The sequence below is a fragment of the Nonomuraea rosea genome (assembly GCF_039539705.1).
GTDB lineage: Bacteria > Actinomycetota > Actinomycetes > Streptosporangiales > Streptosporangiaceae > Nonomuraea > Nonomuraea rosea.
In genome coordinates, this window is record NZ_BAABDQ010000021.1 from 216,811 (window position 1) to 239,148 (window position 22,338).

General features: G+C 71.5%; 18 protein-coding genes. 8 read left to right on the forward strand and 10 right to left on the reverse strand.

Features of this window, described 5'->3' with window-relative positions; genetic code table 11:
• The first annotated feature begins 28 nt into the window (after positions 1-28).
• Both ABEA43_RS38840 and ABEA43_RS38845 read left to right on the forward strand, forming a co-directional pair.
• Positions 29-1,123, forward strand: a complete 1,095-nt coding sequence (locus ABEA43_RS38840; RefSeq protein ID WP_345569965.1) for an MFS transporter — start codon at positions 29-31, stop codon at positions 1,121-1,123.
• A gap of 87 nt (positions 1,124-1,210) precedes the next feature.
• Complete coding sequence (locus ABEA43_RS38845) at positions 1,211-1,462, forward strand: hypothetical protein (RefSeq protein ID WP_345569967.1); 252 nt, start codon at positions 1,211-1,213, stop codon at positions 1,460-1,462.
• 45 nt (positions 1,463-1,507) lie between these two features.
• Here the strand turns inward: ABEA43_RS38845 and ABEA43_RS38850 are convergent, their stop codons facing one another.
• Positions 1,508-2,734, reverse strand: a complete 1,227-nt coding sequence (locus ABEA43_RS38850) for a winged helix DNA-binding domain-containing protein (protein WP_345569968.1) — start codon at positions 2,732-2,734, stop codon at positions 1,508-1,510.
• A gap of 85 nt (positions 2,735-2,819) precedes the next feature.
• On the opposite strand from ABEA43_RS38850, the gene ABEA43_RS38855 reads away from it, so the two are divergent.
• On the forward strand, positions 2,820-3,212 hold the full coding sequence (locus ABEA43_RS38855) for a hypothetical protein (RefSeq protein WP_345569970.1): 393 nt from the start codon (positions 2,820-2,822) through the stop codon (positions 3,210-3,212).
• Positions 3,213-3,277: 65 nt separating this feature from the next.
• On the opposite strand, the gene ABEA43_RS38860 is transcribed toward ABEA43_RS38855, so the two are convergent.
• From ABEA43_RS38860 to ABEA43_RS38890, 7 genes are all read right to left on the reverse strand, one after another.
• Positions 3,278-4,975: an ABC transporter family substrate-binding protein gene (locus ABEA43_RS38860; protein ID WP_345569972.1), complete on the reverse strand. Its 1,698-nt coding sequence runs from the start codon at positions 4,973-4,975 to the stop codon at positions 3,278-3,280.
• Positions 4,976-4,993: 18 nt separating this feature from the next.
• Positions 4,994-7,012, reverse strand: coding sequence for a dipeptide ABC transporter ATP-binding protein (locus ABEA43_RS38865; protein ID WP_345569973.1), 2,019 nt, complete (start codon positions 7,010-7,012; stop codon positions 4,994-4,996).
• The gene (locus ABEA43_RS38870; protein ID WP_345569997.1) at positions 7,009-7,914 is read right to left on the reverse strand and encodes an ABC transporter permease; all 906 of its coding nucleotides are present in this window, start codon (positions 7,912-7,914) and stop codon (positions 7,009-7,011) included. Before ABEA43_RS38870 ends, ABEA43_RS38865 begins: the two co-directional genes overlap by 4 nt.
• Entirely contained in the window at positions 7,914-8,897 is a 984-nt protein-coding gene (locus ABEA43_RS38875) for an ABC transporter permease (RefSeq protein WP_345569974.1), read from the reverse strand. Before ABEA43_RS38875 ends, ABEA43_RS38870 begins: the two co-directional genes overlap by 1 nt.
• 144 nt (positions 8,898-9,041) lie before the next feature.
• Positions 9,042-11,390 carry an AAA family ATPase gene (locus ABEA43_RS38880; protein ID WP_345569975.1) on the reverse strand — a complete coding sequence of 783 codons (2,349 nt, stop codon included), beginning with the start codon at positions 11,388-11,390 and terminating at the stop codon, positions 9,042-9,044.
• Between the two features lie 64 nt (positions 11,391-11,454).
• On the reverse strand, positions 11,455-12,351 hold the full coding sequence (locus ABEA43_RS38885) for a haloalkane dehalogenase (RefSeq protein WP_345569976.1): 897 nt from the start codon (positions 12,349-12,351) through the stop codon (positions 11,455-11,457).
• Between the two features lie 15 nt (positions 12,352-12,366).
• Entirely contained in the window at positions 12,367-14,145 is a 1,779-nt protein-coding gene (locus ABEA43_RS38890; protein WP_425570432.1) for a tetratricopeptide repeat protein, read from the reverse strand.
• A 243-nt stretch (positions 14,146-14,388) separates the two neighbouring features.
• Between ABEA43_RS38890 and ABEA43_RS38895 the strand changes: the two genes are divergently transcribed.
• The 4 genes from ABEA43_RS38895 to ABEA43_RS38910 all read left to right on the forward strand — a co-directional run bounded on the left by ABEA43_RS38895 (position 14,389) and on the right by ABEA43_RS38910 (position 19,867).
• Positions 14,389-15,918, forward strand: coding sequence for an MFS transporter (locus ABEA43_RS38895; RefSeq protein ID WP_345569979.1), 1,530 nt, complete (start codon positions 14,389-14,391; stop codon positions 15,916-15,918).
• Positions 15,919-15,926: 8 nt separating this feature from the next.
• On the forward strand, positions 15,927-16,658 hold the full coding sequence (locus tag ABEA43_RS38900; protein WP_345569981.1) for a DoxX family protein: 732 nt from the start codon (positions 15,927-15,929) through the stop codon (positions 16,656-16,658).
• A gap of 196 nt (positions 16,659-16,854) precedes the next feature.
• Positions 16,855-17,886, forward strand: coding sequence for a LacI family DNA-binding transcriptional regulator (locus tag ABEA43_RS38905; protein WP_345569982.1), 1,032 nt, complete (start codon positions 16,855-16,857; stop codon positions 17,884-17,886).
• Positions 17,887-18,013: 127 nt separating this feature from the next.
• Complete coding sequence (locus ABEA43_RS38910; protein WP_345569984.1) at positions 18,014-19,867, forward strand: ricin-type beta-trefoil lectin domain protein; 1,854 nt, start codon at positions 18,014-18,016, stop codon at positions 19,865-19,867.
• 18 nt (positions 19,868-19,885) lie between these two features.
• Here the strand turns inward: ABEA43_RS38910 and sthA are convergent, their stop codons facing one another.
• The gene (gene sthA, locus ABEA43_RS38915) at positions 19,886-21,301 is read right to left on the reverse strand and encodes a Si-specific NAD(P)(+) transhydrogenase (protein ID WP_345569986.1); all 1,416 of its coding nucleotides are present in this window, start codon (positions 21,299-21,301) and stop codon (positions 19,886-19,888) included.
• 59 nt (positions 21,302-21,360) lie between these two features.
• Between sthA and ABEA43_RS38920 the strand changes: the two genes are divergently transcribed.
• Positions 21,361-22,191: a PhzF family phenazine biosynthesis protein gene (locus ABEA43_RS38920; protein WP_345569987.1), complete on the forward strand. Its 831-nt coding sequence runs from the start codon at positions 21,361-21,363 to the stop codon at positions 22,189-22,191.
• Here ABEA43_RS38920 and ABEA43_RS68280 read toward each other — a convergent pair.
• The coding region (locus ABEA43_RS68280) for an elongation factor 1-alpha C-terminal domain-related protein (protein WP_425570434.1) at positions 22,169-22,338 on the reverse strand (170 nt) is incomplete at its 5' end. The two genes, ABEA43_RS38920 and ABEA43_RS68280, sit on opposite strands and share 23 nt — an antisense overlap.

Consider the following 22,338-nt stretch of genomic DNA (forward strand, 5'->3'; position numbering starts at 1 on the left):
TGACCGAATTCGCAAGGGGTGCCGGTATATGCCGCTGATCGCGGTCTGCGCGGCCTGGGCCGTGTTCTGGGGCTCGTGGTCGGCTCTGCTGCCCGCCGTCAAGCTCGAACTGGGCATCTCGGCGGCCGGCCTGGGGCTGGCGCTGAGCGCCGTACCGGTGGGGGCGTTGCCCGCGATGGCGCTGATGGGACGGCTGGCGCGGGGGCGCGAACGAGCCGCCCTGATGGCGAGCACGGTCGTGTTCGCGCTCAGCGTCGCCTGCGTCGGGCTGGTCGCCACGCCCTGGCAGCTCGCGCTGGCCATGCTGATCGTGGGCGCGGCCAGCGGTGCGCTGGACATCGCCCTGAACCTGGCCACGGGACGGGCCGAGCGCGAGACGGGACGCAGGCTGTTCCAGCCGGTGCACGCCGCCTTCCCCGTCGCGGTCATCGTGGCGGCCCCGGTGACCGGGCTGGCGCGGTCGCTCGGCGTGGGGACCGGCACGGTGCTCGCCGGGGTCGCGCTGATCGTGCTGGCCGCGTCCCTGACGGTGCCGGCGCTGCGCCTGGGACGCGGCCTGCCTGAGCCCTCCGCCCGCACCGACCGGCGCGGGCTGCTGGGGGCCGCGGTCGTGCTGGGGACGCTGGCCGCGTGCGTGCTCGTGATCGAGAACTCGGTCGAGCAGTGGTCGGTGCTGTTGCTGGAGGAACACCGGGGAGCCACGCCGCTGGTGTCGAGTGCCGCGCCTTCGGTGTACATGGCGGCGCTCACGGTCGGGCGGCTCGTCGTCCAGGTGCTGCCCAGGGTGCCGCTCAGGGCGCTTTACCTGGTGGCAGGGGCCGGCGGCGGGGCGGGCATCGCGCTGGCGGGGCTGGGCGGGTCGGTGCCGATCTCCATGGCCGGGTTCGCGGTGACCGGGCTGGCGCTCGGGCCGCTGGTGCCCGCCCTGCTCAGCCGGGCCGCCGCCGACGACGCGAGCGGGACGCTGGTGTGGGGGGTGTCCACGATCTCCTACACCGGGTTCGTCGTCAGCCCGCTGCTGGTGGCGGGGCTGAGCCGCTGGCTCGGCCTGCCCGCAGCCCTGGCCGCGCTCGGGCTCCTGGGCCTGCCGCTGCTGGCCGCCTTCGTCCTGCGCCGGCGGTGACGCGGCCTGAATATGGTGGTTACGTGGGGAAGAGAGCACCGGGAACCGGGTATCCCCCCGGCGGATCGACTGCAAAAGGGGATCACCATGGCTGTCTGCGAGACCTGCGGCAACGACTACGACATGGCGTTCGAGGTGCACGCGCAGGGGGCGGTGCACACGTTCGACTGCTTCCAGTGCGCGATCGAGGCGATGGCGCCCATCTGCGAGCACTGCGGCACCAAGGTCATCGGGCACGGCGTGCAGTCGGGCGAGCACTGGTACTGCTGCGCCCACTGCGCGCGTGAGGAGGGCGACAAGGGCATCGTCGACCGCACCATGGCCGGCACCGCCTCCTGACCCGCCGCCCATCCCAGGCCCACGGACCCGGTCCGTGCGCCCTCTTCAGGCATGCCCGGAGCCGGGTCTTAGCAGGGCGCTCATCCGGGTGACGGCGGCGTCGAGCGGCGCCTGGGGCACCGGGGCGGCGAGATCGAGGGTGATCTCGCCGCTCTTGGTCTCCCAGACGCCCGCCACCCGGCCCTCGTGGACGACCACGGGGGAGATCCACCCCGCCTGGCGGCTGACCTTGGGTTTGAGCGGCGGCGGAATGAGCGCGGCGAGGGTGCGCGGGGCGGCCAGGATGTACTGGTCGAAGCCCGGCAGCAGGTGCACCTCATCGGACGGCCGGGTCGCCGCGAGGTCGTTGAGGTGCTCGGTCGGGGCCAGCAACGTGCGACCGTCGTCGGTCTCGACCTCCGTCAGCTCGGGCGCCAGGTCACGGAACCAGCCCTTCAGCACGGCCTTCCTGGCCCGGCCGCCGAACAGCCACGTGTCGAACATCTCCGGCGTCGCCGGCCCGTGTGCGCCCAGGAAGGCGCGGGCGATCCGGACACCGGCCTCCTCGTGCGGTGGGAGCGCGGCGGGCCAGCCGGGGATCCAGGCGCGGGGTGAGGTGAAGGTCACCCTGCCCTCGCGGGGCGGCCCGTAGCACAGCTCGCCGAGCCGGCTCAGCGGCTTGAGCAGGGCGCCCCAGCCGGACGTGAGCGCCTCCCGCAGGTGAGCGTCACCCGTCACGTCCACCACCGCGTCGACCAGCTCCTCACGGGTAAGCGCGCCGTCGCCCCCGAGCGCCCCCGGCGAACCCTCGCCCCCGAGCGCCCCCGGCGCGGCCTTCGCCAGCGCTGCCGGGACGGCCTCGACGATCGCCGCGATCTCGTCGGCGGTGACGCCGTGGCCGCGCTGCCACGAGCCCTTCTCCCAGAACCGCAGCGTGCTCATCGCGGCGCAGTAGGCGGCCAGCTCGTCGGCGGGCAGCAGATGCAGGGTGCCGCGCATGATCCAGGTCTTGACCAGCGTGCGGTCGGTCCACAGGGCCCGGTCGATCCCGCCGGGGTCGGGCTCGGCGCTCCTGAGCGCGACGGCGAGCCTGGCCGACGAGGCGACCTGAGCCTGCACGCCGCACAACCGCCGGGCGACCGCCACGGCATCGGCGCCGCCGGCCGCACTCACGAGCTGCCTGCGCAGCCGCCACGCGAGGATCTGGGACCAGGTCAGCGTCAACGTCACGCGTCTACAACTACACCCCGCCACCGACAGTCCGGCCGTCACCCGGCTCGCCGTCATGGGCATACCGGCGACATACCGCCTGTCCTTAGTGTGACTCCTCGTTCAGCCAGTAATTCCGACAGGGATAGTCGGCAACAAGAGGAGAAGCATGTTTCGAGCAGCGCTCAGCGCGTCAGCACTGGCGGCCACGGCGATGGTGCTGACCGCCACACCGGCGTCGGCGGATCTTCTGTCCAAGTGCAAGACGACAGCCGGCGCGACGGTGTGCGTCGGGCGGGACTGGACGAACAACACGGTCTGGGGCAGCGTCTACTACAAGGACAGCAAGGGCAAGTGCGTGTCCGGCGAGCTGGTGGTCTTCAGGCCGAAGAAGCCGACCATCGTCAGCAGTTCGTTCAGGCTCGGCAGCAACGCGTGCGGCAAGACGTACAAGCGCGTGTCGGGCGACGGGATCGGCAAGGGACAGTACATCGCCGCGTTCAGGATCGGCGGGGACATGTTCGCCGAGCTCGCCTCGGTCTCCTACACGTGGAGCAAGTGACGCACCGCCCCTGAGCAGGAAGGCCCGGGTGGGAGGCGAGAGGATCCGCCTGCCACCCGGGAAGGTCAGCCGGTGAAGCCGATGTCCTCGTACTGGAGGTCGTAGAAGCCGCGCGCCCCCACGTTGGCCAGCGTCTGCCGGGTCGCGACGTTCTGCGGCCGCTGGTAGAGCGGCAGCACGTTGACCTCCTGCCAGATCAGCTCGTCCGCCGCGTTCGTCTCCGTACGGGCCTCCGCGGGATCCAGGCTCTGCCCCGCCCGGCTCATGGCGTGGTCGATCGCCTCCGACCCCGTACGCCCGAAGTTCGCGTTCCACGTCTTCCCGTTGGCCGAGTTCGCGTAGATGCCGTAGCTGCTGGAAATCGGGAACGGCGTGCCGATGTAGGCGAACGGCGTGATGTCGAAGTTCCCGGGAATCACGTACTTGGTGAAGAAGTCGTCGCTCGGCACCGCCTTGATGGTGAGCTTCACCCCGATCTGAGCGAGCATGTTCTGGGCCAGCTCACCCTCCGACTTGCTGATCTGCACCCCCGACGGCACCACGAAACGCAGGTCGAGGGGCTTGCCGTTCTTCTCCCTGACCGCGCCGTTCAGCTTCCAGCCCGCCGCGTCCAGCAGCTGCCGCGCCCGCCCCGGGTTGTACACGCCCAGGCCCCCGGCGTTGTCCTGGTAGCCCTCCTGGGTGTTCATGAAGAAGTGGTTGTTCAGCAGCGCGATCGGCCAGTCGAGCCCCTGCAGGTCCGACTGCGCGATGGCCTGGCGGTTGATGCCGAGCTGGATCGCCTGCCGGACGTTCCGGTCCTTCAACAGCTCGCTGGAGCCATTAAATGTGAAATGTCGGAAATCGGGTCCGGCGGCCTGGCGGACCTGCGCCCCCGACGTGGCCTTCGCGCGCGAATAGTCCGGCGCCGACGGGCTGACGTCGATGACGTCCAGCTCGCCGTTGCTGAACGCGCCGATCAGCGAGTCCTGCTCGGACGCCCGATAAATGATCTTGTCCAGCTTGGCCCGGTCGCCCCACCACGCGTCGTCACGTACCAGCGTGATCGTCTTGGCCGTCTGGTCGAACCCCCCGAACTTGAACGGCCCGGCCGTCACCGGGATCTTGTTCAGCCAGGCGGTGTTGAAGGCCTCGGGCGTCCCGTTCGTGGAAGCGGGCAGCAGCGGCCCGAACAGCGACTGCCAGTCACCGAACGGCCGCGCGAACGTCACCACCACCTCGTAGTCGTCCTTGCCCCGCGCCACCTTGTCGATGTCCTGGTAGCCGGTGGAGGAGACGATGTGGAAGTTCGCGTTACGCCCGTTGAGCGCCTGCCACTGCGCCTGGTAGTCGGCCCACGTGATGGGCCGGCCGTCGGACCACTTGGCCTTGGGATTGAGCGTGTACGTGACGACCTGCCTGGGCTTGCGCTCGGTCACCTCGGCCCGGACCAGATAGTCGGGATCGGCCTTGATCTCCGCCTTCTCGTTGGAGACGAACGGGCTCGGCAGCAGCGCGTTGCTGACCACGGCGGCCATCGCCAGGTTGCCGTCCACGTGGCTCCTGTTCCACTGCGTGGGGAACTCGTTGATGCCCCACCGCAGCGTCCCGCCGTCCTTGACCTTCTCGCGCGGCTGCGCGTTGATGTCGAAGGCCTTGATCGTGCGTTCGTCCCCGGCGCTGATCGAGCCCCCAGAACCGCCTACCGTGCCGCCGTCACCGCAGCCCGCCAGGCACAGCGAGCCCGCCACGGTGGCGGCCATGGCAAGACGTGATGCTTTCATCGAGCGAATCCTCCTGGTCTATACGACTTCACGCCTAGCGGCGTAGTGGCAGGCCGCCCCCTGGTCGTCGCCCACCGGCCGCACTTCGGGCTCGACGTCCACGCAGAGCCTGCGCTCGGCGTCGGTCAGCTCGGCACGGAACTTGGGGCACCTGGTGCGGAATCGACAGCCCGTCGGAGGGTTGGCCGGGCTGGGCAGGTCGCCTTCGAGCAGGATCCGCGCACGCGAGCGCTCGCGTACCGGATCGGGCAGGGGGATCGCGGACAGCAGAGCCTGCGTGTACGGGTGCGCCGGAGCGTCGTAGAGGGCGTCCACCTGACCGATCTCGGCGATCCTGCCGAGATACATCACCGCGACCCGGTCGGCGATGTAGCGCACCACGGCCAGGTCGTGCGCCACGAACAGGTAGGACAGCCCGAGCCTGGCCTTCAGCGAGTCGAGGAGGTTGATCACGCCGGCCTGGATCGACACGTCCAGCGCGGAGACCGGCTCGTCCAGCACCAGCAGCCGGGGCTCCAGCGCGAGCGCCCTGGCGATGCAGACGCGCTGCCGCTGACCGCCGGAGAAGTCTTGCGGATAGCGGGCGGCGTGGGAGGCGTCGAGCCCCACCAGCGCGAGCAGCTCGCCGATCCGGCGCCCCGGCTTGACCCCGTGGGTGCGCAGCGGCTCGGCCAGGATGTCGTGCACCGTCATGCGCGGGTCGAGCGAGGCCAGCGGATCCTGGAAGACGACCTGCATGTCACGCCTGATCTCCGTGCGCTCGGCGCCGGTGAGCCGCGCGGTGTCGTGCCCCAGGACGACGATACGGCCCTCCTGCGGCGCGGCCAGCTCCAGGACCTGAGTCAGCGTGGTCGTCTTGCCGCTGCCGGACTCGCCGACCAGCCCGAGCGTCTCGCCCTGGCGGATGTCGAAGCCGACTCCCGCCACCGCGTGCACCGTGCCCACCCTGCGCTTGAACACCGCGCCCTTGAGCAGCGGAAAGTCCTTGACCAGCCCCCGGACCTCCAGCACCGTACGCTCGCCGCGGACCAGGAGCTCCCGGCTGGCGGCCGGGACCGCGTGCTTGCCCGGCTGGTACGGGCGTACGTCCTCCCAGCGGATGCACGCCGCGCGATGCCCGTCGCCCACCTCGAACAGCGGCGGCTCGGCCGTGTCGCACGCGGCCACCCGCAGGGGGCAGCGTGGCGCGAACGGGCAGCCGGGCGGCAGCGCCGCCGGCGACGGCGGATTGCCCTCGATCGGCGCCAGCGGCTGCCGCCCGCCCCGGTCGACGCGGGGGATCGAGCCGAGCAGACCCACGGTGTACGGCATCCGCATCCGGTAGTAGATGTCGTCCACGTCGCCCACCTCGACCGGACGCCCGGCGTACATGACCAGCACCCGGTCGGCGAACCCGGCCACCACCCCCAGGTCATGCGTGATCATGATGATCGCGGCGCCGGTCTTCTCCTGGGCCCGCTTCAGCACCTCCAGCACCTGCGCCTGGATGGTCACGTCGAGCGCGGTGGTGGGCTCGTCGCAGATGATCACGTCGGGGTCGTTGGCGATGGCCATCGCGATCACCACGCGCTGCCGCATCCCGCCGGAGAACTCGTGCGGAAAGGCCAGCGCCCGCTCAGCCGGACGTGGAATGCCGACGAGCTCCAGCAGCTCGACGGCCTTGACCATGGCGGTCTCCTTGCTGACCCGCTGGTGCACGCGCACGGCCTCGGCGATCTGGTCGCCCACCCGGTAGACCGGGGTGAGCGCCGACAGCGGGTCCTGGAACACCATCGACATGGCCTTGCCGCGCAAGGACGTCAGCTTCCGCTCGGAGGCCCCGATCAGCTCCTGGCCGTGCAGGCGTACGGACCCGGTGACCCGCGCCCCCGCCGGCAGCAGCCCCATGACGGCGGCCGAGGTGACCGACTTGCCCGACCCCGACTCGCCCACGATGCCGAGGACCTCGCCGGGGCGCACGGAGTAGCTCACCCCGCGCACGGCGTGCACGTCGCCGAACGACACGTTGAGGTCGCTGACCTCCAGAACCGGGCTCATCGCGACCTCTTGGACGAAGGATCGAACGCGTCACGCAGGGCGTCGCCCATGAGGTTGACCGCCAGCACCGTGATCACCAGCAGCCCCGCCACGAACCAGAACGTCCACGGCGCGTAGACCGCCGTCTTCGACCCGTCGGCGATGAGCGTGCCGAACGAGACGTCCGGCGGCTGGATGCCGAACCCGAAGTACGACAGCGAGGTCTCGGTGAGTATCGCGCTGCTGACGTTGAGCGTGGCGTCCACGATCAGCAGCGACGACAGGTTGGGGATCACGTGCCGGAAGATGATCCGCACCGGCGGCACCCCCATGTAGCGGGCGGCCTGTACGAACTCCCGCTCCTTCAGCGAGATCGACATCCCTCTGACGATCTTCGAGGTGACCATCCACAGGAACAGCGCCAGCATGATCACGAACAGCGGCCACTGCCCCGACCCGAACAGCGGCGACATGATCGCCAGGATCAGGAACGCGGGCAGCACGAGCAGCAGGTCGGTCACCCAGCTCAGCACCCGGTCCGTCCAGCCCAGGAAGTAGCCCGCGAACGCCCCCAGCACGGCCGCCAGCGCCGTGGACACCAGGGCCGCGAGCAGCCCCACCACCAGCGACTTCTGCATGCCGCGCAGCGTCACCGCGTAGACGTCGGCGCCCGTCTGGAGCGTTCCGAACCAGTGGGCGGGCGACGGCGGCTGCAGGAACGCGGTGAAGTCCTTGTCGGTGTAGGTCCACGGGCTGAACAGCGGACCCGCGAACGCCAGCAGGAACATCAGCGCGAGCACCGCGAACCCGATCCGCCCCTGCACGGACCCGAAGAACCGCCCGGCGACCACCCGCGCCCTGGACGGCGCCCGCGGGACGCCCTCCGTCAGCTCCTCGGCCAGCTCCTCCTCGGAAAGCGTCATCACGCCCGGACCCTCGGGTCGAGCCCGGCGTGCAGCAGGTCGGCGGCGAGCGAGGCGCACAGCACGGCGAGGGCCGCCAGCAGCGAGATGGCCGCGACGGTGTTGACGTCGTTGGTGAAGATGGAGTTGATCAGTTGCTCGCCCAGCCCGTGCCAGCCGAAGATCTTCTCCGTGAACGTGGCCCCCGTCAGCAGCGCCCCGAACGTGAACGCGAAATAGGTCGCCACCGGGATGAGCGCGGTGCGCAGCGCGTGCCGGGTGAGCGCCTGCCGCCGGCTCAGCCCCTTGGCCCTGGCGGTGCGTACGAAGTCCGCGCCGATCACGTCGAGCATCATGTTGCGCTGGTAGCGGCTGAAGACCGCGATGAGCCCCACCGACAGCGAGACCGTCGGCAGGACGAGGTGCTGCAGCCGGTCGACCACGTCGCCCCAGAACCCGGTGGCCAGCCCGTCGCTGTGCTCGCCGCTGACCAGGAACACCTGGCGGCCGAACACGTTCGCGTTGGCCCAGGTGGCGACCAGGATCAGCATGTTGGCCAGGACGACCACCGGCACGGCGAGCACCACGAACGACAGGCCGGTCGAGAGCCGGTCGAACCAGCCGTACTGCCGGACCGCCGCGAGGGCGCCGGCCAGGACGCCGAGCAGGCTTCCGAAGATCAGGCCCAGGATGACCAGGCGGAAGGTGACGCCCATGCGGCGCTTGAGATCGGCGTTGACCGGCGCGCCGGCGACCGACTTGCCGAAGTCGCCGTGCAGCACGCCGCCCGCCCAGGTGGCATACCGCTCCACCAGCGGGATCTTGTCGTTGAGGTTGAGCGCGGTGAGCTGGGCGTCGACGACGGCCGGCGGCGGCTTGGGGGTGCGGTCGGCGTAGTTGGAGCGGGGGTCGAGGGCCGTGGCGGCCAGCAGGTAGGCGAGGCTGGCGGCCACCACCACGAGCACCGCGTAGCTGAGCAGCCTGCGGGCCAGGAACCCCGCCATCGCTCCCCCTCCTACGCGCGCCCGCACGCTGCGTAGCCGTATTGCTACACCATTCGACCGACGCCGCTCACTCTACGACATCGCGCCGACACTGTGAGGCAACATGCCAGCGCCTGGAACTCCGCCTTCCGGACTTCAGGAGTGTCAGCGTCCGGAGAGTTCGTCCACCGCGGTGCGGACGTCCTCGCTGGTGATCGTCGTCAGGTCGGCCGAGCTGGCCGAGCCGCCGCGCGAGGCGTGGGCGGCCAGCCGCACGTCGCGGCGCATGGCGGCACGCTCGAACAGCGACCTGGCGAACCGGCCGTTGCCCAGGCCGTCGATCAGCCGCTCCTCGCAGACCCAGGCGAACACCTCGTCGAGGTTGCGCAGCGCCTCGTCGTCGAAGCTGTCGCCGGACTTCTCCGCCAGCAGCACCGCGATCTGGGACAGCTCGCCGGGGGAGTAGCTGGGGAAGGCCACCCGCTGGTTGAACCTGCTGGCCAGGCCGGGGTTGCTGGACAGGAAGGAGCTCATCTCGCGCTCGTAGCCCGCCAGCACGATGACGAGCCGGTCGCGGTCGTCCTCGGCCCGTTTGAGCAGGGTCTGCACGGCCTCGGAGCCGAACGCGTCGCCGCCCTGGTAGCCGGGGTTGACCAGGCTGTAGGCCTCGTCGATGAACAGCACGCCGCCGAGCGCCCTGTCGACCAGCTCGTTGGTCTTGATCGCGGTCGCGCCGAGATGCTGGCCGACCAGGTCGGCGCGGTGCGCCTCGACGACGTCGGGCCGGGCGAGCAGGCCGAGCGCGGCGAAGACGCGGCCCACGACCCTGGCGACGGTGGTCTTGCCGGTGCCGGGCGGGCCGGCGAAGACGAAGTGCCGCATCTGCGGCGGCGTGGGCAGCCCGCGCTCCTGCCGCATCCGCGCGACCTGGAGCTGGGCCGCGATCGCGTGTACCTGACGCTTGACCGGCGCCAGGCCCGCCATCTTGTCGAGGTCGGCCAGCGCCTCCTCCAGCGTGGGCGTGGCGACGTAGCCGCGGAAGCGCGCGGTCAGCTCGTCGAACGCCTTGGTCACGTCGGGCGTCGTCGTGGTCACCAGGTCCTGGGTGGTCGGCGTGCCGCCCGCGCCCACCACGCGTACGTCGCGGGCCTGCGCGGCGGCCTCGACCAGGCTGCGCGCGAACCTGGCGTTGCCCAGCTCGTCGATCAGGCCGCGCCGGTGGACGTCCTCGAACAGGCCGAGCAGGGCGCGCTTGGCCTCCTGGCCCATCGTGTCGCCCCTGCGCCGCTGGAGCAGCTCGGTGACCTCGACCAGCTCGGTGGGGGAGTAGCCGGGGAAGCGCACCCGGGTGGCGAACCTGCTGGCCAGGCCCGGGTTGCTGGACAGGAACGAGCCCATCTCCTGCTCGTAGCCGGCCAGGATGATGATGAGCCGCTCGCGGTCGTCCTCGGCCCGTTTGAGCAGGGTCTGCACGGCCTCGGAGCCGAACCTGTCGGGCTGGCCGTCGGAGGAGTTGATCAGCCCGTACGCCTCGTCGATGAACAGCACCCCGCCGAGCGCCCTGTCGACCAGCTCGTTGGTCTTGATCGCGGTCGCGCCCAGGAACTCGCCCACCAGGTCGGCCCGCTGCGCCTCGACGACGTAGGGGGTCTCCAGCAGGCCGAACGCGTAGAAGATCTTGGCGAGCGCGCGGGCCACGGTGGTCTTGCCGGTGCCGGGCGGGCCGACGAAGACGAAGTGCCTGGTGGGCCGCCCGGCGGTGTAGCCGGCCTCGGCCCGCAGCCTGGAGGCCTCGATGGAGGCGGCGATCGAGCGCACCTGCTCCTTGACCGGCGCCAGGCCGATCATGCTCTCCAGCTCGCTGAGCGCGTCCTCGACGGAGATCTGCGGCGGCGCGGAGTGCTTGTCGTGCGGCGACTCCGGCCTGCCCTCGCGCACGCGTACCTTGACCTGCTCCTCGACCGCGACGCTCGCGGCCTTGACCTTGCGGGCGAGCAGGAAGCGGTAGACGAGGACGACGGCGGCGACGGCGCAGGCGGCCCAGAGGGCCGCGCCCGCGGAGGCGTAGGCGACCGCGGCGCCCACGAGCCCGGCGGGGGCCAGCGCCATCAGCGTCGTCGCCCACGGCGCGACCCAGCGGATGAGGTGCGCGGCGGCGGCGACGGGCAGGGCGAGCGCGACCATCAGGTGCACCGCGCTGGAGCCCGGCGTGAACAGCCCGGAGAACACCGGCAGCACCAGCACGACCCAGCCGGCGACCACCAGCACGGTGGCGGCGGCGCGGGGGAAGCGCATGGTCAGCGCGATGAAGGCGAGCAGGAGGAGCATGCCGAGGAAGGTCGTCAGCAGGTTCCAGCCGAGTGCGGCGCCCACGCCCATGGTGGCGACCAGCACGACCACGTAGAGCACCCGGCGCACGGCCGGGGGAAGCTGGTAGTAACGCAGCCGAACCTTCTCGAACAGATCCCGCGCCGCGGCCCGCCCCGCGGCCTGGGCCCTGTCGGACTCACGCATCACGCCTCCCCGGTCCGCCCCCGGTTATACCGCACCAGACCGACTGTTGGGCGGTCCTGACACGCTAGGTGGAGGTCACGAAAGCGGCTATCTCCCGCCCGAGTTCGGCGCCCGCGTCCTCCTGGAGGAAGTGCCCGGCGCCCGTGATCACGGGATGGCGCAGGCCGGAGGCACCCGCCAGCGATTTGCGAAGAATGGGCGCCATGCCCCCGGTTATGGGATCGCTGTCGGAGAACGCCACCAGGAACGGCCGATCAAGAGTGGTGAGAATCTGCCAGGCAGCGCGATTGGCGGGCGCGGCGGGATCGCCGGGCGTGATCGGCACGAGCCCCGGCATGGCCCGCGGTCCCGCCTTGTACGACTCGTCGGGGAACGGCGCGTCGTAGGCCGCGAGGACCTCCTTCGGCAGCTCGGTCCTGCACCCCGCCTGGACCAGCCGGGCGATGTCCAGCATCGGCGCTTTCAGCACCGCGTCCTTGAACCGGTGCCACACCTCGGGCATGGGAATGTCACCCGAGGGCAAGCCCGTGTTGGCGGCCACGATCCTGGCCACGCCGTCCGGATGCTCGGCGGCGATCCGCAGCCCGATCAGCCCGCCCCAGTCCTGGCCGACCACGGTCATCCGGCTCAGGCCGAGCGCGTCGAGCAGCAGGGCGCGGGTCCACTCGACGTGCCTGGCGTAGGTGTGCTCGTCGAGGTCGGCGGGCTTGTCCGAGCGGCCGAACCCGATGAGATCGACCGCGATCGCGCGCAGCCCGGCCGCGGCCAGCTCACGCATCACGTGCCGGTAGAGGAACGACCAGCTCGGCTCGCCGTGCAGCAGCACGACGGGCTCGCCGTCGGATGGGCCCGCCTCGACGTAGGCCATGCGCAGGCCGCCGGGCACCTCGGCGTAACGGGGCGCGTAGGGGAAGTCGGGCAGGTTCGCGAAGCGCTCGTCCGGTGTGCGCAGGATTCGCATAGAACAAGATTCTAGCTAGCGGCGCTGGTGCCGCCCAGGGAATTCGCCGACGAGCACGTGCTTGGGCGTCACCCGCAGGACGTCCGAGTCGGCCAGGGCGATCCCGCGTACCTCCACCCAGAACCGGCGCTGCAGCGGGTCCGCCGCGAACACCGCGACCCGGGGATCGGCCTCGATGGCCTCCCACGCCTCCGTCTCCGCGATCACCCGCAGCTCGCCGGAGGAGGTCACGGACGCCACCGCTCCCGCGACCCGGGGGCCGAAGGAGTCGCCGTAGGCCAGGACGATGCTGCGGGCGTACGAGAAGGTCTGGCGTACCTCCGTGTCGAGCGCCACGGACGGCGCGGACCCCATGGGGAGGTCGCACATCAGCAGGGAGGACCGCCACGGGCCCGGCCCGCCCCGCCACCACGCCAGCGCCGACCGCGCCACGAACAGCAGGACCGCCGCGCCGAGCGCGCCCAGGCCGATCCGCCACGCCCACGCGGAGCCGAGCGCCCCGCCCGCTGCGGAGGCCACGGCGCACAGCACGACGAGCCCCGTCGCGGCGTGCAGCCACCGGTCACTCCGCTGATCACCCTGCTGGACGCCCTCGGGGGAGACGGCCGCGCGGGCGCGCAGGTAGCCGCGCACCATCGGGTACGGCACCGCCACCGCCGCCACGGCGGCCCTCGGCTCCACCGCGAGCGCCCCGCCCACCAGCGGCACCAGGACCGACCAGGTCCTGGCGAGCAGGATCCAGAGCGTCACGCGCAGGTTCCTGCGGGCGGCACGCTCGCCGGGCCCGGCCCGCGCGAACTCCTTGAGGGCCCGCAGCGGACGCCCGCGCCACGCCTCCGCCAGCGCCCGCACCGCGGCCAGCGCGGGCCAGCCGAGCACGACGATCCCCGCCAGCCCCGCCCACACCGGGTCGAACGCGGACGGCCGCGCCGGCATCGCGCCCAGCAGCAGCCACGCGGCGAACGCGAGCGCCGACAGCACCGCGGACACCACGGCCGCGCCGAGCCAGGGATCCCGGCCGAACATCCCCGGCACGTACGACCAGACGCCCACCCGCCGCGCCTGCCGGACCGTGAGCGGGACCAGCAGCGCGAGCACGGCGAAGCCGCCGAGCTGGGCCTGCGCGCCCCAGTCGAGCAGGAGCGCGCAGAGACCGATCGCGACCGTGGCGAGGGCGACCACGAGACGGATCTGGCGCGCCCAGACCTCCAGCGCCCGCCTGGCCCGGCCCGTCTCGCGCGGATCCACCGGCCAGGCCGGGTCGTGGTGCGGCCGGGGCCGGTCCCAGCGCAGCAGGGCCAGCCCCAGGTTCACGCGGGCCTGCGGGTGCTCGGGGCCGACCGCCAGCGCGGCCTCGTAGGCGCGCCCGGCGTGGGCGTGGTCGCCGCGCAGCAGGTCCAGGTCGCCGAGCAGGACGTCCGGGTCGGGCTCCTCGGGCGCGAACCGGCCGGCCATGGTCGCGTGCTCGACCGCCTCCTGCCAGCGCCCCGGCACGCGGCGCAGGATGGCGGCCAGGCGCAGGCGGGCCGGCCAGGAGCCGCGGGCCAGCTCGACGGCCAGCTCGGCGGCGGGGACGGCGTCGGCGTCGCGGCCCAGGCGCTCGTGGGCGAGGCTGATCAGCCGGTGGGCCCATTCGGCCGACGGATCCAGCTCGGCCGCGCGGCGGGCCGCGTCGAGGGCGGATTCGGGGCGGCCGGCGTTCAGCCTGGTCAGGGCCTCGGCGCACCACTCACGTGAGGACCTGTCGGAAATATTGCCTTTTGTGCCACTTGCATCGGTCCCCACGAACCCCATGATCGGCGGCGGCGCGAAAAATGGATAGATCACGACATATGGCTGTATCTCTCTAGAGAGGTTCGGGCCGTCGTGGATCAGTCGATACCGCTATGACAAGTCCGTGGCATGGCCTAAGCTGCCACGCAAGCCGGGAGCGGCTGGAGCCAGGCTGACGAGCTCGGAAGGAGCCCGCGGTTCCAATGCCGACCGACCACCAGCACGTGCGGGCCCTGTGAACGGAATCGGCCTGCAAGGAGGCCCATGACCGTCACACAGGCCGCACCCCTCGTACGGACTGCCGACCGGGAGCACACGGACCGCCGCTGGGCCATCCTCGCCCTGCTTTGCCTGAGCCTGCTGCTGATCACGGTCGACGCCACGGTCCTGCACATCGCGGTGCCCGCCCTCACGGCCGCGCTCGAACCGTCCGCGGTGCAGCTGCTGTGGATCATCGACATCTACTCGCTGGTGGTCGCGCCGCTGCTGATCATGTTCGGCACGCTCGGCGACAGATACGGGCGCAAACGGCTGGTGCTGCTGGGCATGGTGCTGTTCGGCGCGGCCTCGGCGGCCGCCGCCTTCGCCTCCAGCCCGCTGGCCCTGATCCTGGCCAGGGCGCTGCTCGGCGTGGGCGGCGCGATGATCATGCCGGCCACGCTCTCCCTGATCCGGCAGGTGTTCACCGACCGGCGTGAGCGGGCCGTGGCGCTGGGCGTCTGGAGCGCGGTCGCGGCGGCAGGCGCGGCCGTCGGCCCGCTCGTCGGAGGCGTCCTCGTCGGCGTCTGGTGGGGCGCGGTCTTCCTGATCAACGTGCCGATCCTGCTCGTGCTGCTGCCCGCCGCCGTCCGGCTGCTGCCCGAGTCGCGCGAGCGCAAGGGACAGCCGTGGGACGCCCTGAGCGCCGTGCTCTCCGTGTTCGGCATCCTGGCGCTGGCGTTCGGGCTGAAGGAGGCGGGCTCGGGCAGCCTCATGCCGCTGTGGGCCGCGCTGCTGGTCTTCCTGAGCGGCCTCGGCCTGCTCGTCGCCTTCGTACGACGCCAGCTGCGGCTGCGCACCCCGCTGCTGGAGGTCGGGCTGTTCAGGCGGCGCGAGTTCGCCACCGGCGTCATCGGCGTGCTGCTCGGCGTGTTCGCGCTGGTGGGCCTGCAGCTCATGCTCGCCCAATACCTGCAGCTCGTCCTCGGCGACAGCCCGCTGCGTGCGGCCGTCAGGATGCTGCCCCTGGTGCTCTCGGCCGTCACCGGCGGGCTCGCGGCGGCCCACATCCTGCCCAGGGCCGGCATGCGGGCCACGATGAGCGGCGGGCTCGGGCTCGTCGCGCTGGCCTTGACCCCGACGCTGACCTGGGGCGTCGAGGGCCATCCCGTGATGCTGGCGATCTGCTTCGTCGGGATCGGGTTCGGGGTCCAGGTGGCGCTGCTCGCCGCCTCCGACACGATCATGTCCTCGGCCTCCGCGTCCGAGGCGGGCGGGGCCGCGGCCATCGAGGAGACCGCGTACGAGCTGGGGGCCGGCCTGGGTGTGGCCGTCCTCGGCACGATCACCGCCATCGTGTACGCGCCCGGCCTGCCCGCCGTGCCCGGAGTGTCCGCGGGCGGCATGGACCAGGCCAGGCAGTCGCTCGCCGCGGCCGCCCACGTGGCGGACCAGGTCGGCGGCAGCACGGGCGGCGCGCTGCTGGACGCCGCCCGCTGGGCCTTCGTCAATGCCCTGCACACGACCGTCGTCGTCAGCGTCGTTCTGCTCAGCCTGACCGCCGTCGCGGTGGCCGTGCTGCTGAACCGTGATTGAGGTGTGCCATGTCCCGATTAGGGCAGACAATTACCGTGAAACAGGTCCTTCGTGATCTTGCTGCATTAGTCGCTCGCGTAGGCGTGGGCGGTATTTTCTTCGCCAATGGCTGGACCAAGCTGGAAGACGGGCTGAAGGCCACCGGAGCGAAGTTTCTCGAGCAGGGCGCACCCGCGCCCGGCGCCTGGGCCACGGTCACCATGCTCACCGAGCTCATCGGCGGCGCGCTGCTGATCGCCGGGCTCGCGGTCTCCGTGACCGGGCTGATCCTCTTCGCCGAGGCGCTGGCGGTCTTCATGGTGGCCCCGCCGCTCAATCCGATCAGCATGAACGAGCTGATCCTGCTCGGCGCGGCCTCGCTCCTGCTCGCCGTGGTCGGCGCCGGACGTGTGTCGGTGGACCACATGGTCGTGATCCGGCGGAGGGAATCGGAGGCGGCCAGCGAGTTCGCCGCCGACTCCGAGGCCGACCGGGTCATCGCCTCGCTCCGCGAACCCGACAAACCGGAGCCGGAATCGGACGAGGCGGACTCGGAGCCGGACGCCGAATCCGGCTCGGCCCCGGCCTCCGGGCGCAAGGTGTCGGCGACGGAGGATACGGCGCCGCACCCCAGACCGCGCCAGAAGAGCGGGGAGGCGGGCCGCTCCGACGACCCGGGACCGGCGCCGACCCCGGGTGACACGCTGGTGGCCGGCCGCAAGAAGCCGCCCGCCCGAGGCCGCCGCCCCACGACGGACTGAGGCCGAGGGCGCGCCCGGCGCAGGCCGCCCCGGCCGCGCCCGGCGTCATGCCGGACGGGCCCGATGTCATGCAGGACGGGCCAGGCGTCACGCCTGACGCGCCCGGCGATCCCAGGGGCCGTGCGGAGAAAGCGCAGGGTGGAGATCGGCGGCACCCGGTGAATATCCTGGCGGCACAGTGGAGCAGGGGGTGCCGATGGCGACCGGGGCCGGCAGGGCGCGCGCGACCGTGCGTGACGTCGCGGCCGAGACCGGCCTGTCCATCGCGACCGTCTCCCGCGTACTGAACGGCCAGGCCAACGTCGCCCCGCACACCCGTGAGCTGGTCCTGCGCGCCGTCGGCCGGCTCGGCGACCAGGCGCCAAGGCCGCGCACCGCACCGGACGTCACCGGCGGCGGAGCGGTCTACGTGCGCTGCCCGTACCTGCTGACGGACTATTTCGGGCTGATCGTCTCCTCGGTCGGGGAGACGATCGAGCTGCACGGCAGGCAGATGATCCTCGGCGCGGGCGAGGCGGCCCAGGACACCGCGGTCCTGCCCGGGCTCCCCGACCGTCCCGGCGTCGCGGGCGCGATCCTGATCCTGCCCCCCGAGCCGGGCGACGAGCTCGTACGCCTGCGCGACCGCGGCTTCCCCTTCGTGGTGATCGACCCGCGAACCCCGCCGCCGAAGGACATCGCGGCGGTGTCGGCCGCTCACTTCGCGGGCGGGCGCAAGCTGATGGCCCACGTGACCGAGCTGGGCCACCGGCGGGTCGGGATCATCGGCGGCCCGGTGAAGTGGCTGCCGAGCGAGGCCAGGCTGGCCGGCTACACGGCCTCGCTGGCGGACGCCGGGGTGCTGCCCGCCCCCGAGCTGCTGCGCAACGTGCCGGAGCCGAGCACGGAGCACGGTTACCTGGCGGCCTGCGAGCTGCTCGACCTGCCGGAGCGGCCGACGGCGCTGGTGGCGTTCAACGACAAGATGGCCGTCGGCGCGCTGTGGGCGGCGGCCGAGCGCGGGCTGAGCGTGCCCGGTGACCTGTCGGTGGCCGGTTTCGACGACATCGACGTCAGCAGGGCGACCTCGCCGGCCCTCACGACCGTGCGCCAGCCCCTGCAGGAGATGGGCCGGATGGCGGTGTCGCTGCTGATGCGCCTGCTGAGCCGGCACACGCTGGAGGCGCTGCACGTCTCGCTCGGCACCGAGCTGATCGTCCGCGGCTCCACGGGGCCGGCCGCGCGCTGACTGTTTCATTTGTTTCAGCGATTGACGCATGCCCTGACTCGTGTTGTCCTGCTGAGTGCAAGCAGCGTTTCAGATTTGTTTCATTTGTTTCAAGGGCATCACCCCCCGCCCTGAGAGGAATTCCGCCGTGTCCAGAATTCTGCTCGCACTCACCTGCGCCGCCGCGTTACTCCTGGCCGCGCCGCTCCCGGCCGCCGCGGCCGGCGAACCCGTGAACATCTGGCTCACCACCACCTCGGACTCCGGAGGCCGGGCCGTCAGCCGCGGTCTCGCGCAGCAGGCGCCGATCGCCTTCGGCCCCGCGGGCGGCAGCGCGAACCAGACGATCACCGTCAACGAGGGAACCACGTACCAGCAGTTCGAGGGCGCCGGCGCGTCGATCACCGACACGACCGCGTACCTGCTGCGCGGCGGCCCCGTCAGCGCGGCCACGCGGGACGCGGCGATGCGCAAGCTGTTCTCGCCGACGGACGGGATCGGGCTGTCGTTCGTCCGCAACCCGATCGGCGCCTCAGACCTGTCGCGTCCCGGCATGGTCTCGCTCGACGACACCTGCTGCAACCTGAACGACTTCGGCGCCAACGGCTACGACACCAACGTCCGGCTCCTGACCGCCCAGGCCAGGTCGCTCAACCCGGCGCTGCGGGTCAAGGGCGTGCCGTGGAGCGCGCCCGGCTGGATGAAGGACAACGGCCGGATGGACCAGATGGGCTGGCTGAAGTTCGAGTATTACGCCACCTACGCCCAGTACCTGGTCAAGTACGTCCAGAGCTACCAGGCCGCCGGCGTCCCGGTGAACTACGTGTCGGTCCAGAACGAGCCCAACTGCTGCCAGGCCGGCAACCCGACCGCCATGAACTATCCCGGAATGTCCTGGAACGCCGCCGGCCTCATCGAGCTGACCAAGAACTTCGTCTTCCCGGCCTTCCGCGCCGCCGGGATCACCACGAAGGTGCTCGTGCACGACTGGAACTACGGTGACTACGGCCAGATCGGCGGCCCGATCCTGGCCGACGCGACGCTGCGCAACGACCCGTTGTTCGGCGGCATCGCCTGGCACGGCTACTTCGGCGACCCGGCGGTCGGCACGCAGGTGCACAACCAGTATCCGTCGGTGCCCCAGTTCAGCACCGAGCACTCGGGCGGCACCTGGATCGGCAACCAGCACAACGAGGACATGGCCGACATCGTGACCTACACCCGCAACTGGAGCCGCAGCGTGGTCAAGTGGAGCCTCGCGCTCAACCAGGCCATGGGCCCGCACAACGGCGGCTGCGGCACCTGCACCGGCCTGATCACCGTCCAGGAAGGCGGCTCGCGGGCCGGGCAGATCGACTACACGATCGAGTACTACACCACCGGCCACCTCACCAAGTTCGTCAAGCCGGGGGCGTACCGGATCGACTCGACCGCCAACGCCACCGTGCAGAACGTCGCCTGGCGCAACCCCGACGGCTCCAAGGCCCTGATCGCCCACAACGGCGGCACGTCGGCCCAGTCGGTCCGGGTCAACTGGGGCAACCAGTCCTTCGTGTACACGCTGCCCGCCCGCACCACCGCCACGTTCACCTGGTCCGGCACCCCCGGCTCGGGCGGCGGCACGCAGGGCGCCATCACGGGCCTGGCCGGCAAGTGCGCCGACGTGGCCGGCGGCAGCAGCGCCGACGGCGCCGCCGTGCAGCTCTACGCCTGCAACGGCACCGCCGCCCAGCAGTGGTCGCGCCCCGGCGACGGCACGCTGCGCGCGCTCGGCAAGTGCCTCGACGTGGTCGGCCAGGGCACGGCCGACGGCAGCCAGCTCCAGCTCTGGTCGTGTTCGGGCGGCGCCAACCAGCAGTGGACCTCCACCGCGGCCGGGGACCTGATGAACCCGGCCGCGAACAAGTGCGCCGACGTCACGGGCAACAGCAGCGCCGACGGCACCCGCCTGCAGATCTGGACCTGCACGGGCGCCGCCAACCAGAAGTGGACCCTGAACTAGACAGGCGGGCCGCCCGGCTCACATGCCCGCGGTGAGCCGGGCGACCACCCGCATCTTGTTCATCGCGTCCAGCGCCGCCACCTTGTACGACTCCGCCAGCGTCGGATAGTTGAACACCGTGTTGACCAGGTAGTCGATGGTCCCGCCCAACCCCATGACGGTCTGCCCGATGTGCACCAGCTCGGTGGCCCCCGTGCCGAACACGTGCACGCCCAGCAGCCGCCGGTCCTCGGAGGAGACGAGCAGCTTGAGCATGCCGTACGAGTCGCCGATGATCTGCCCCCGCGCCAGCTCCCGATACCGCGAGATGCCCACCTCGAACGGCACCTTCTCGCGGGTCAGGTCGTCCTCCGACTTCCCCACGAAGCTGATCTCCGGAATGGTGTAGATCCCGATCGGCGGCAGCTCGCGGGCGTCCTCGACCGGCTCGCCGCACGCGTGCTGCGCGGCCAGCCTGCCCTGCTCCATGGACGTGGCCGCCAGCGCGGGGAAGCCGATCACGTCGCCCACCGCGTAGATGTGCGGCACCTCCGTGGCGTAGTTCGAGTCCACCGTGATCCGGCCCCGGTCGTCGGCGGCCAGGCCGGCCGCCTCCAGGCAGAGCTCGGTCGTCTTGCCCTGACGGCCGGCCGAGTACATGACGCAGTCGGCGGGGATCTTCTTGCCGCTTTCGAGCAGGGTCAGCGCGCCGCCGGGGCGGCGTTCGACGGCGGCCACGTTCTCGCCGAACCTGAAGGTCACCGCCAGGTCGCGCAGGTGATATTTGAGCGCCTCGACGATCTCCAGGTCGCAGAACTCCAGCATCCGCTCGCGCCGCTCGACCACGGTGACCTTGGTGCCGAGCGCCGCGAACATGGAGGCGTACTCGATGCCGATGACGCCCGCGCCCACCACGACGAGGGTCTCGGGGACCCGGTCGAGGTGCAGGATCGCGTCGGAGTCGATGACCGTCCTGTCGTCGAACTCGACGCTGCCAGGACGGGCGGGCGACGTGCCGGTGGCGATCACGATCTTGTCGGCGGTGACCTTCGTCTCCTCCCGCTTGCCGTCGTCGTCGGTGATCCCGAGGGTGTGCGCGTCCAGGAACCGCCCGGTGCCCGTCAGCACCGTCACGTGGTTGCGGCCGAGCTGGCTGCGGATCACCTGGATCTCGCGGCCGATCACGTGCTGGGTGCGCATCCCGAGGTCGGCGACCGTGATCTCGTCCTTGACCCGGTAGCTGGCGCCGTACAGCTCGCGCTGGTTGAGCCCGGTGAGGTACAGGACGGCCTCACGCAGGGTCTTCGAGGGGATCGTGCCCGTGTTGATGCACACGCCGCCGATCATGTGCCGTTTCTCGACTATCGCGACGCGCTTGCCGAGTTTCGCCGCCGCGATCGCGGCCTTCTGCCCACCAGGTCCGGAACCCAGGACCACAACATCAAAGTCCGCCACGCCCCCAGTCTGCGGGCGGCGTGTCAACGGGAAAAGACCTGTCTGCAAGACTGCGGGATATGTTGCGCCCTTTCAGCCAGGTAGACGTCTTCACCGACCAGCCCTACCGCGGGAACGCGCTCGCGGTCGTCCTCGACGGCCAGGACCTGACCGCCGAGGAGATGCAGCGCTTCGCCGCCTGGACGAACCTCGCCGAGACCACCTTCGTGCTCCCGCCGCAGGACCCGGCCGCCGACTACCGGGTGCGGATCTTCACGCCCGACGTCGAGCTGCCCTTCGCCGGGCATCCGACCCTGGGCACCTGCCACGCCTGGCTGGAGGCCGGGGGAGTGCCGCGTGACAAGGGTGAGATCGTGCAGGAGTGCGCGGCCGGGCTCGTACGGGTGCGCAGGACCGGAGGCAGGCTGGCCTTCGAGGCGCCGCCGCTGATCCGCTCGGGACCGGTCGAGGAGCCGCTCGTCGAGGAGATCGCGCGCTCGCTCGGTCTCCCGCGCGGCGACATCGTGGACGTGGAGTGGGCCGACAACGGCCCCGGCTGGGTCGCGGTGCTGCTCGCGGACGCCGAGTCGGTGCTCGCGCTGCGTCCGGGCACGGTTTCGGCGCGCGTGGGGGTGGTGGGGCCGTACCCGGCGGGGTCGCCGTGCGCGTTCGAGGTGCGCGCGTTCACGCCTGGGCGCGGCGCCACCGTCGAGGACCCCGTGACGGGCAGCCTGAACGCCTCGCTCGCCCAGTGGCTGCTGCGCACGGGCCGCGTCAAGGCCCCGTACGTGGCCTCCCAGGGCACGGCGATCGGCCGCGCCGGCCGCGTCCGCATCACCACCGGGCTCCAGGAGGACGTCTGGGTCGGCGGCGACGTGATCACCTGCGTCACGGGCCATGTCGAGCTCTGAGCAGCGGCGAGGCGACGCTCTCGATGATCATGCCGGCGCCGACGGTGCCGTTCGTGGCCTCGTCCACCAGGATGAAGCCGCCGGTCAGCCGGTTGCGGGAGTAGTCGTCCACGAACATCGGCTGTGTCACCCGCAGTGAGACCCGCC